The 10624-nt window shown below is 34.1% G+C and carries 10 protein-coding genes and 1 riboswitch; of the genes, 3 read left to right on the top strand and 7 right to left on the bottom strand.

Annotated features, from left to right (window positions below; translation table 11 throughout):
* Window positions 1-137 precede the first annotated feature (137 nt).
* From EKM00_RS10605 to EKM00_RS10580, 6 genes are all read right to left on the bottom strand, one after another.
* Window positions 138-1310, bottom strand: a complete 1173-nt coding sequence (locus tag EKM00_RS10605; RefSeq protein WP_126457436.1) for a trans-sulfuration enzyme family protein — start codon at window positions 1308-1310, stop codon at window positions 138-140.
* Window positions 1311-1452: 142 nt separating this feature from the next.
* Complete coding sequence (locus tag EKM00_RS10600; RefSeq protein WP_126457437.1) at window positions 1453-1881, bottom strand: OsmC family protein; 429 nt, start codon at window positions 1879-1881, stop codon at window positions 1453-1455.
* Window positions 1882-2031: 150 nt separating this feature from the next.
* Window positions 2032-2388, bottom strand: a complete 357-nt coding sequence (locus EKM00_RS10595; protein WP_126516141.1) for a hypothetical protein — start codon at window positions 2386-2388, stop codon at window positions 2032-2034.
* Window positions 2389-2441: 53 nt separating this feature from the next.
* Entirely contained in the window at window positions 2442-4856 is a 2415-nt protein-coding gene (gene thrA / locus EKM00_RS10590; protein ID WP_126516140.1) for a bifunctional aspartate kinase/homoserine dehydrogenase I, read from the bottom strand.
* A gap of 19 nt (window positions 4857-4875) precedes the next feature.
* Window positions 4876-5838, bottom strand: coding sequence for an alpha/beta fold hydrolase (locus EKM00_RS10585; protein ID WP_233592276.1), 963 nt, complete (start codon window positions 5836-5838; stop codon window positions 4876-4878).
* Window positions 5839-5916: 78 nt separating this feature from the next.
* Window positions 5917-6024: riboswitch (SAM riboswitch) on the bottom strand.
* Window positions 6025-6256: 232 nt separating this feature from the next.
* Window positions 6257-6466: a hypothetical protein gene (locus tag EKM00_RS10580; protein WP_126516138.1), complete on the bottom strand. Its 210-nt coding sequence runs from the start codon at window positions 6464-6466 to the stop codon at window positions 6257-6259.
* A gap of 748 nt (window positions 6467-7214) precedes the next feature.
* On the opposite strand from EKM00_RS10580, the gene metK reads away from it, so the two are divergent.
* Window positions 7215-8465, top strand: a complete 1251-nt coding sequence (gene metK, locus EKM00_RS10575) for a methionine adenosyltransferase (protein WP_126452999.1) — start codon at window positions 7215-7217, stop codon at window positions 8463-8465.
* Between the two features lie 218 nt (window positions 8466-8683).
* Here metK and EKM00_RS10570 read toward each other — a convergent pair whose 3' ends face one another.
* Entirely contained in the window at window positions 8684-9010 is a 327-nt protein-coding gene (locus EKM00_RS10570) for a hypothetical protein (RefSeq protein ID WP_233592275.1), read from the bottom strand.
* Between the two features lie 114 nt (window positions 9011-9124).
* Between EKM00_RS10570 and EKM00_RS10565 the strand changes: the two genes are divergently transcribed.
* Window positions 9125-9916: a hypothetical protein gene (locus tag EKM00_RS10565; RefSeq protein WP_126516137.1), complete on the top strand. Its 792-nt coding sequence runs from the start codon at window positions 9125-9127 to the stop codon at window positions 9914-9916.
* Window positions 9916-10530 (top strand): deoxynucleoside kinase, encoded by a 615-nt coding sequence (locus EKM00_RS10560; protein ID WP_126452993.1) that lies wholly within the window; start codon window positions 9916-9918, stop codon window positions 10528-10530. The genes EKM00_RS10565 and EKM00_RS10560 overlap by 1 nt, the downstream gene beginning before the upstream one ends.
* The last annotated feature ends 94 nt before the right edge of the window (window positions 10531-10624 follow it).

Genomic DNA, 10624 nt, shown 5'->3' with positions numbered 1-10624 from the left:
TCATCTTTTACCGTTTCCAATCCTACTGAAACACGCACTAAACCATCGGTAATACTAACCGACAAACGTTCTTAAATAAACCACATTGCCCACGGTTTAAACCGTGGACTATTGTATGGCTTCAAGCATTATGAACTTTACGAAAGTGCCTGCTCTAAATCAGCGATTACATCTTTTACCGTTTCCAATCCTACTGAAACACGAACTAAACCATCGGTAATACTCACTGCTAAACGTTCTTCAACAGATAATTTGCTATGTGTTGTCGATGCTGGATGCGTAACGATTGTTCTGGTATCTCCTAAATTTGGTGATAAAGAACATAATTTTATTTTATCCAAAAAGTTTCTTCCGGCTTCAAGCCCCCCTTTTATTTCAAAAGCAACAATATTTCCGCCCAACTTCATTTGCTTTTGAGCAATTTCGTATTGTGGATGCGATTTCAAAAACGGATATTTCACGCGATTCACATTCGGATGCTGCTCTAAAAACTCCGCAACTTTCATCGCATTTTCACAATGCCTGTCTAAACGAATCGCCAAGGTTTCTAAGCTTTTCGATAATACCCAAGCATTAAAAGGCGATAAAGAAGGACCGGTAAGTCGAGAAAACAAATAGATTTTCTGAATCAATTCAGCATCACCAACTGTTATTCCTCCCAACACTCTACCTTGACCGTCCATTAACTTTGTAGCGGAATGCACCACTAAATGCGCACCCCACTTTATAGGTTGTTGCAGATAAGGTGTTGCAAAACAGTTATCAATTACCAAAATCAAATTATGTTTTTTAGCAATCGTTCCTAAAAGTTCTAAATCGATAATATCAACAGCAGGATTGGTAGGTGATTCCGCAAAAAGAATCTTTGTATTTGGTGTGATGAAACTTTCAATTGTTTCCGGCTTATTAATATCAAAATAGGAGGTTTCAATATTCCATTTTGGAAAATAATTGATAAATAAAGAATGTGTCGCTCCAAAAACACTACTGGATGAAACAATATGATCTCCAGATTTCAATAAAGCTGCCAAGGTTGAATACACTGCTGCCATCCCTGAAGCAAAGGCAAAACCAGCTGCCGCACCTTCCATTATACACACTTTATCAACAAATTCGTTCGTGTTTGGGTTGCTGTAACGGCTATATATATTTCTGTCTTTCTCTTCGGCAAAAGAAGCACGCATATCTTCGGCATCCTCAAATACAAAACTAGAAGTTAAGTACAAAGGAACCGAGTGCTCTAAATATTGCGTTCTTTCTAATTGGGTACGGATGGCTGAGGTTTCAAAACCAAATTCTTGATCGTTCATTATTATTAGATTTCAAAGAGTTGTTTCACAAAGATTCGCAAAGGAATCACAGAGATTCACAAAGTTTTTCCGCATAATTTTTCTATAAAAAAAAGCTCTTTATTGTTTAAAATTAAAGTTTTAGAAGTTGACTATTTTAGCTTTACGCCAATTCAACTCCGTTCAAAACTACTTTATAATGTATGGTTGCTGTTGGCTCTAATGTTTTAGAAACCGAACAGTATTTTTCGAAAGAAAGTTGTGCGGCTCTCGCTGCTTTTTCTTCATTAATAGGTCCTTCCAAAAAGAATACTACAGTAATATCCTTGAATGGTTTTGCTTCTCCTACTTGTACCCGTTCTCCTTCGACCTCAGCTTTGAAAGAAGTGATTTCCTGACGCTGTTTTTTCAAAATCGAAATCATATCAATCGCACTGCAACCCGCAACACCCATCAATACTAATTCCATTGGACTTGCGCCTTTATCGTCTCCGCCAAATTCTGGTCGGCTATCTACGTTTACTAGGTGACCACGCTCGTTTTTTAATTCAAAGTGGAAGTTGTCGTTTACTCTGTTTAATGTTATTTTCATATTATTCCCCTCCCCAACCCTTCCCGAAGGGAAGGGAGCCAAGACTGGAGGCAGTCCCTTTTTAATTAATTATGTTATTGGACACAGATGAAACGGATTTGCTGTCGCAAAACACAGATTTTTATTTTTTTATTTTATTTTAATTATTCGTCACAATACAAGCAAAAACAGTAAAATTGAAACCACCCAAAATATATAATTGAACCACCCATCTATAAATAAAGACCTATCCATTGTCCAAAAAGTATCAACACTGTTTCTTTGATATTTTACGTAGAATAATTTACTTAAAACATAATATAAAAACTGTGCAATCAATGGTATAAATAATGAATTAATAGCTGTATTTGTTCCAACACCTATTAAAACACTTGTCAAAGCAATTAAAAACAAGATACCATTGAAAATTAATAGTTTATAAAACCATTCTTTATCATCTAATTTACTTTTATCAAACAAAAATAGAATTGAAACATTCATTCCAATAATAATAAAGATAACATTCATATTAATTGTTTTTTTTTTACTGATCACTCAAAACTGATCACTGAACACTATCATTACCCTTTATCCGACAACCTCAAAATATCACCAAAAACACCTCTCGCCGTTACCGCAGATCCTGCACCTGCGCCTTGAATTACGATTGGTCGATCGCCATAGGATTCCGTGTAAATTTCGAAAAAAGAATCAGAACCTTTCAAGCCTCCCAAAGCAGTATCCGAAGGTACGGAAACTAATTTTACTTCTAGATTACCTTTGTCATTTTGCAAATCGCCCGATAATTCGCCTATGTATCGCAGGACGTGATTGGGCTTTTGGTCGGCTTTTATTTTAGCATAAATTGGATCAAACTCGGTCAATTTATTCAAGAAATCCGAAACATCGCCTTCACGCAAATGTTCTGGAATTAAATTTTGAATATCAATTTCTTCAAACTCATTTTGCAAGTCTAATTCTCGTGCCAAAATCAATAATTTTCTACCTACGTCGTTCCCGCACAAATCTTCTCTTGGATCCGGCTCGGTATACCCATTGTCAATGGCCTCCCTCAATATTTCGCTAAACGAAGCCTCTTTTGATGAAAAATTATTGAACAAATAACTTAATGTTCCAGAAAAAACACCTTTAATCTTCGTGATATTTTCTCCTGAAAGGTGCAATAATTTAATCGTATCAATCAATGGCAATCCTGCTCCAACATTAGTTTCATAAAGATAACTCTTTTGATTATCCGCCAGCACTTTTCGTAATTTTTTATAAAAACTATAGCTTAACGTATTGGCCACTTTATTAGACGAAATCAAATCAAAACTGTTTTCAGCTAATTTTATATAATTTCCAACAAATTCAGCACTTGCCGTGTTATCAATCGCAATCAAATTCTCCAAGTGATGCTCATTTGCGTAGGCAATTACATCATCTATAGTATAAGAAAAGCCATTGTTCTGGATTTCATTTTTCCAATTTGGAGTAACGCCATTTTTATTCAAAAGTACATTACTTGAATTGGCAATTGCAAAAACATTCAGTTTGATATCTTTTCTTTTCTCGATAGTTGCTGCCGATTCCAATATTTGGTTAATCAACGTTCCACCAACTAATCCATGTCCGAAAATAGCGATATTGATTTTCTTAGCTACTCCAAAAATCTCTCCGTGAATCACGTTTAAAGCTTTGTTTAATTGCGATTTTTTGACCACCAAACTCACGTTTTTACCCGTAACGGTATTATTGAAAAGAATCGGGACAATTTTATTTTTTATCAACGCCGTGTAAGGCTTGTGAAAAGTACTTAAATCCTGACCAATAATAGAAATCACCGAAACATCATCCGTCACCGTGATTTTATTTACATCTTTCGAATAGAAATCATTTTCGAATTCTTTCTCTAATTCAATCATTGCTTTTGTCGCTTTATCAGTGGCAACAACTAAACCAATTCCTCTTTCTGACGAACCTTGAGAAATGATGCTTACGCTAATATCATTATCACCCATCACTCTGAAAATACGGGCATCAACACCTGTTTTTCCCAGTAATCCTCTTCCTTCCAGGTTCACTAACGAAACATTTTCAAGTACCGAAAGTGTTTTAATCCCTTCCTTGTTCGAATTGGAAGTGATTAACGTCCCTTTATTTTCATGGTTGAACGTATTCAAGATACGAAGCGGAATGTTTTTTTCCAACAAAGGAATGATCGTTTTGGCATGAAGAATCGTCGCACCAAAATTGGCTATTTCATTGGCTTCATTAAACGACAAATGGTCAATTTTCTTTGCATCAACTACTAAATCCGGATTAGCGGTATAAATTCCGTCTACGTGCGTATAATTCTGTAATTCGGCCGCATTCAAATAATTCGCAATCAACGAAGCGGTGTAATTGCTGCCGTTTCTTCCTAAAGTGGTCGTGTCATTATTTGTGTTTGAACCAATGAAACCTGTAACAATATTTACGGTTGTTCCGTTATTTTGTTTGAAATAATTGATGACATTTTCCTTCGAAATTTGTTCCAAAGGTTGTGCATCACCAAATTTCGAATCGGTTTTTATCAATTCCCGAGTATCTGTAAAACGGGCATTTATCCCATTTTCGACCAAAATTGCCGTCAGTAATTTTGCCGAAAGTAATTCCCCTTTTGATAAAATTTGGTCTTTTATTTTGTTGCTGTAATCACCAATTAAACTGACGCCTTCGAATAATTTTTCAAGAACATGGAACTCTTCGGATAAATCTACGTCTTGATATTCGTCTTGTTGGTATTTTTTGAAATCATCAAAAAGAGGTTTATAAACTCCGTTTTTAGCGGCAATACTTAAAATTTCTTCTAATTCATCCGTAGCATTTCCTCTCGCCGAAACCACAATAGCAATTTCCTCGCCTTGATTTACTTTATCAATAATAATTGCAACCACCTTATTTATTCCATCGCCATTCGATAACGATTTACCTCCAAATTTTAATATTTTCATTATGTTGTGTTTTTTTGGCTTAGAATATATCCTGAAGCAAATTGTGTAATTGTTTGTATTCTATCAAAAAAGCGTCGTGTCCGTGGATGGAAACTATTTCCTGATAACTAACCTTATTTTTATATTTTTTTAATTCCTCGTACGTTGCTTTATTCTCACTTGCCGTAAAAAACAGGTCGGAATTGATTCCAATAATATGAATCTCGGCTTCAATTTTTGAAGTTATCTCTTCGAATGATGTGCGGTCTCTTGTGATATCGATTGTTTTCAACAGTTGATTCATCATTTTATATGACGAAATTTGAAAACGTTTCTGCAATTTTTCGCCGTGATGTAGCAACCAGCTTTCTACATTAAAAATCCCCAATTCTTCATTGGTGGTTCGTTGAAATTTTGCAGCAAATGATTCCGGAGTTCTATAGCATAACATAGCATGAGTGCGAGCGTCTTCAATAGGTTTCGAAGAGTTGTTGAGAATTTGTTCCTGCAAAAAGCAATTGGCAATTAGCCAGTCTGTCGATTTCCAATCCGTTGCAATAGGAATTAAATGTTGTGCGATTTTTGGTTCTAAAGCGACCATCTCCCAAGCAATTCCGCCACCTACAGAACCCCCAATAATGGCGTATAGTTTTTTAATATCCAGAACTCGAATCCCTTCAATAAAAATCCTGGCAATGTCTCTGGCAGTAAAATCTAAATAATCTTCGATCTCAAAACCATCAAAACCATTTCCAGGAGCATTAAATGCGAGTATTGTATATTTTGTTGTATCTATGGTTTTGTGTACTCCAATTAAATCATTCCACCAACCGTTTTCGCCCACAACTTGTGAATTTCCGGTTAAAGCATGGTTGACCAAAACAATTGGTACCGTATGCAATTCTGGCCCAAAAACTTGAAAACTTACGTTTAAGGTAGCATAAAAAGCGCCACTTTTAGTGGTGAAATTTTGAAATGTAATAGAGGTTGGTTTATTTTCCAATGGCAAATCTTTTATGATTTTTGATCTGTGTTTGGAAATATTATAAAGAAAGTCAGGCGTTATCTAGACTAATTCTTAGTGTTATCTTTCCACGATGAGCGTGGTAGAATGCAGCACCTTCTTCGATAAATCGAAGGGTTGCTAAGGCTTCATCGGGTCTAATCCCTCTGCCTTTCTTTATAACATTTCAATACGATTTTGAACTTAAAAAAGCAAATTAACCACTATTTTTTGTAACAACCAAATTTTTATGTGGATTCGTTTATTTCTTTGGGCTCCATAAATCCAAAAAATAATTCACACGCAATTGTTATTCTGACGAAGTAATGAGAATACTCATCCCGTTTTCTTACTACGTCAAAACAACACTTTTAAACATCCTTTGAAAATATCAAAACCAAAAATAAATTCGGATTTATTAAATAAAAAGCGCTTCATTCTCTTGGGAATACATTAGGAAAAGCAATGAATTAGGCACTATTTTTTGTGCCAAAACATCGTTCTTTGAGATCTCAAATCTAGGATGAATCAATTCATTCTTAGAATCGTTTTCCTTTTCTTTTTTATTTCTGAAATTAATACTTTTTAACAACCGAAATGTCTTTATAAAATACTTTGTTGTGCTCATAATTTTTAGGTGTTAGGTGTTAATATTCATTTTTGGTCTCCTTGTATGAATTGTTGTGAGATTTGAAAAAATCAGAAAAACAAAAAACCCTTTAAGATCCATATCCAAAAGGGTTTTAAGTTATACACTTACTTTTGGAATCAACAGCCGCGAATACACATAATGGTATTGACACAAATCATGTTATTGACTGTTGCGTTATTTATTTTTTGGCTTTTTAGGTTATTCATCTAGGCTTTTTGTGACTAAAAAATCTATTCTGTTTATTACTATTCAAAAAAAAAGCTTCCCGTTATCCGAGAAGCTTTTGCAATATAATTTGATTTAAATTATGCAATACGCAACCCTCAGGAATTTTCCTGTGCGACCTTAAACATATTACAAATATTAAATTTCATTTTTACTTTATTAGAATTAATAAAGTGCAAATTATTTTTTGAATATCCAAATAAGTTTAAGAAAATAATAGCGAAAAGATTTTAAATATTATTTTTTCTTAATAATTTAGTAACCGAAAAATATTTATCCTCAAAAAAAACAAAAGATTAATTTGCAATTCAAAATGGTTTCATACATTTGCAACCAAATACAAGAGGAAAAATTTGAACTGATTGCAACCTCTTCATAATGAAACAAATTCATTATGAGTACTGAACGTTTTTCAGTAGAAAAAATGCTAAAGCAGAAACTCTTCTTTAGTCCTTTTTAGCAATTATTTTTTCTCGCTTAATTTAAAATAATAATTATTATGGCCTATTTATTTACGTCAGAATCTGTAAGCGAAGGACATCCAGACAAAATTGCAGATCAAATTTCAGACGCATTAATTGATAATTTTTTGGCATTTGATGCTGACTCAAAAGTAGCTTGCGAAACTTTAGTAACTACAGGTCAAGTAATCTTGGCAGGTGAAGTAAAATCAAATACCTATTTAGATGTGCAACAAATCGCTCGCGATGTAATCAAGAAAATTGGTTACACCAAAAGCGCCTATATGTTTGAAGCGGATTCTTGTGGTATTCTTTCTGCTATACACGAACAATCTGCTGACATCAATCAAGGTGTTGATAGAGCAAATCCTGAAGAGCAAGGTGCTGGTGATCAAGGAATGATGTTTGGTTACGCAACAAATGAAACAGAAAATTACATGCCTTTGGCACTAGATTTATCTCATAAATTATTAAAAGAATTAGCTGTTTTAAGACGTGAAAATAACGAAATCACTTATTTGCGTCCGGATGCTAAATCTCAAGTGACGTTAGAATACAGTGATGACAACAAACCAACTCGAATTGAAGCTATTGTAATTTCGACACAACACGATGACTTTGACGAAGAAGCTACTATGCTTGCTAAAATCAAAAAAGACATCATCGAAATTTTGATTCCAAGAATTATTGCAAAAAATCCAGCGAGTGCTCATTTATTTAATGATCAAATTAAATACCACATCAATCCAACCGGAAAATTTGTAATTGGAGGACCTCACGGAGATACTGGACTAACAGGTAGAAAAATTATTGTAGACACTTACGGTGGAAAAGGTGCTCACGGTGGTGGTGCATTCTCTGGTAAAGACCCTAGTAAAGTAGACAGAAGTGCGGCTTATGCTACTCGTCACATTGCTAAAAATCTAGTCGCAGCAGGTGTTGCTGACGAAATTTTAGTACAGGTTTCCTACGCAATTGGTGTTGCTAAACCAATGGGGATTTTTATAGAAACTTATGGGACTTCAAAAGTAACCTTAACCGATGGAGAAATTGCTAAAAAAGTAGAAGCTATTTTTGACATGCGCCCGTACTTTATAGAGCAACGTTTGAAATTAAGAAATCCAATCTACAGCGAAACTGCTGCTTACGGGCACATGGGACGTACTCCAGAAACCGTAACCAAAACTTTTTCTGCACCAGGCGGATTAACCAAAACGGTTACTGTTGATTTATTCACTTGGGAAAAATTAGATTTTGTAGATCAAGTAAAAGTTGCTTTTGGATTGTAATTCAGTACAGATTTAAAATGAAAAAGGGGATTTTGTTCAGTCAAAATCCCTTTTTTAATTTGGCTATATATTGTACTTTAAAATAAAGGTCACAAATCGTGGTAAAATAATCGTTTCATTCGCATTAAAGCCATTTACGCTAAAGGAGTTGTTTAATCTTGATCTCGTATTTAAAAGGTTATTTGCCTGTATTCTATACTCAAATTTCGAGTCCTTTTTTAATACGTTCCGCCACCGCCAGTCATAGACGACATCATTCGCATTACGCCACCGCCTTGACCGGGAGCGTTCCGTTTTTCTTCTTCTTTATAAATTGATGCCGATTTATCAAAATTAAGAATGAATGTTTTTTCGAACATTTTTTGCATTCTTTCCTCAATCATTTTTTGCATATCAGGAGTCATATCCTTATTGCCTTCCATTCGTGTTTTGAAATCGGAGGTACTGCTTTTTGATTCATACACTGCCATTCCTTGAAATTCCTGAGCGCGAAGCCCCAAAAACGATGCAATTGTTACTATTATTGCGTAAATTACTTTATACATAACTATTGGGTTTTAATGAATAAGAGTGAAAAATACTATTTTTGTTACAAGTATTCTGTTAAAATAATAATAAAACAATCAAAATTATATACCGTTTAATTGTAATTTCGCTGTATGAAAAAAGTAATATTATTGCTGTTTATCGCTTCATTTTCAGTAGTTTTTAGTCAGAACCAAAAACTAACAGCCATTAAAATCGATTCTATTCGTTTTGATGGAGATGCGTTTTTAGGTTATGATTCATTTGGTTTTTACTACACCATCCATAACAATGTTTTTTCTAAAATTGGAACACGGAATACTTTAGAATACAAAAATATTTCTTTGGGTAGAATTACAAAAATAGATTTGCATAACCCTTTGAAAATTGTTTTATTTTACGAAAATTTCAATACAGTTATCATCTTGGACAATCAATTGAATGAAACTCAGAAAATCAATTTTTCAGAAAATACAATTCCAATCGTAGCCACTGCAATTGGTATTGCTGCTCAAAATCAGTTGTGGGTTTACAACAGTATGAATCAGCAACTGGGATTATATGATTATTTGAACAAGGATTACAAAACTATTTCAGTTCCTTTTACAGAAAGTATTAAGAATTACGCTTCAGATTTCAACATCTTCTATTGGATGGACGGTAAAAACAACTGGTACACTTGCGATATTTTTGGCAAAATAGCAAACAAAGAAAAAGTTTCTGATTTTGACTCGATTGAAATTATAAATGAAAATCAGATCATCTATTCTAAAAATGGAATTTTAATTTTGCAGGATTTGGGGAAAAACCAAAAAACTGAAATTGAAATTTCAGAAAAATCCTTTAAAAAATTCTATTACAAAGACCAAATTTTATCTATTTTTACAGCTGAAGGAATTACAAATTATAAAATCATACTACCGTAATGCACATAGCAATAGCAGGAAACATAGGCTCTGGAAAGACAACTTTGACACGCTTATTAGCGAAACATTTTAAGTGGGAACCACATTATGAAGACGTAGTAGACAATCCGTATTTAGATGATTTTTACCATCAAATGGAACGTTGGTCGTTTAATTTACAAATTTATTTCTTGAATAGTCGCTTCCGTCAGGTGATGCAAATTCGTGAAAGTGGCAAAAAAATCATTCAGGACCGAACTATTTATGAAGATGCCCATATTTTTGCTCCTAATTTATATGCAATGGGTTTGATGACCAATCGTGATTTCCAGAATTATTCGTCTCTTTTTGAATTAATGGAATCTACTGTTAAAGCCCCTGATTTATTGATCTATTTAAGGAGTTCTATTCCTAACTTAGTTGGACAAATACACAAACGCGGCCGTGAATATGAAAACTCAATATCCATTGAGTATTTGAGTCGTTTGAACGAACGCTACGAAGGCTGGATTCAAACCTATGACAAAGGAAAACTATTAATCATTGATGTGGATAACATGAATTTTGTTGATAATCCCGAAGATTTAGGAACTATTTTTAACCGTATCGATGCTGAATTGAATGGGCTGTTTTAGAATCCTCTCCCCAACCCTCTCCGAAGGAGAGGGAGTAGAAACTGGTGATAAAATACATAAAAACAAAAAATGCCTCGCAGTCTAAATTGCGAGG

Source organism: Flavobacterium sp. RSP15 (assembly GCF_003968755.1).
Lineage (GTDB): Bacteria > Bacteroidota > Bacteroidia > Flavobacteriales > Flavobacteriaceae > Flavobacterium.
This window is presented reverse-complemented; position numbering and strand designations above follow the sequence as displayed.

Bases quoted from the DNA above. Each gene is read 5' to 3' on its own strand.
- EKM00_RS10605 (WP_126457436.1), bottom strand. From the start codon at position 1,310: ATGAACGATCAAGAATTTGGTTTTGAAACCTCAGCCATCCGTACCCAA.
- EKM00_RS10600 (WP_126457437.1), bottom strand. From the start codon at position 1,881: ATGAAAATAACATTAAACAGAGTAAACGACAACTTCCACTTTGAATTA.
- EKM00_RS10595 (WP_126516141.1), bottom strand. From the start codon at position 2,388: ATGAATGTTATCTTTATTATTATTGGAATGAATGTTTCAATTCTATTT.
- thrA (WP_126516140.1), bottom strand. From the start codon at position 4,856: ATGAAAATATTAAAATTTGGAGGTAAATCGTTATCGAATGGCGATGGA.
- EKM00_RS10580 (WP_126516138.1), bottom strand. From the start codon at position 6,466: ATGAGCACAACAAAGTATTTTATAAAGACATTTCGGTTGTTAAAAAGT.
- metK (WP_126452999.1), top strand. From the start codon at position 7,215: ATGGCCTATTTATTTACGTCAGAATCTGTAAGCGAAGGACATCCAGAC.
- EKM00_RS10570 (WP_233592275.1), bottom strand. From the start codon at position 9,010: ATGTATAAAGTAATTTACGCAATAATAGTAACAATTGCATCGTTTTTG.
- EKM00_RS10565 (WP_126516137.1), top strand. From the start codon at position 9,125: ATGAAAAAAGTAATATTATTGCTGTTTATCGCTTCATTTTCAGTAGTT.
- EKM00_RS10560 (WP_126452993.1), top strand. From the start codon at position 9,916: ATGCACATAGCAATAGCAGGAAACATAGGCTCTGGAAAGACAACTTTG.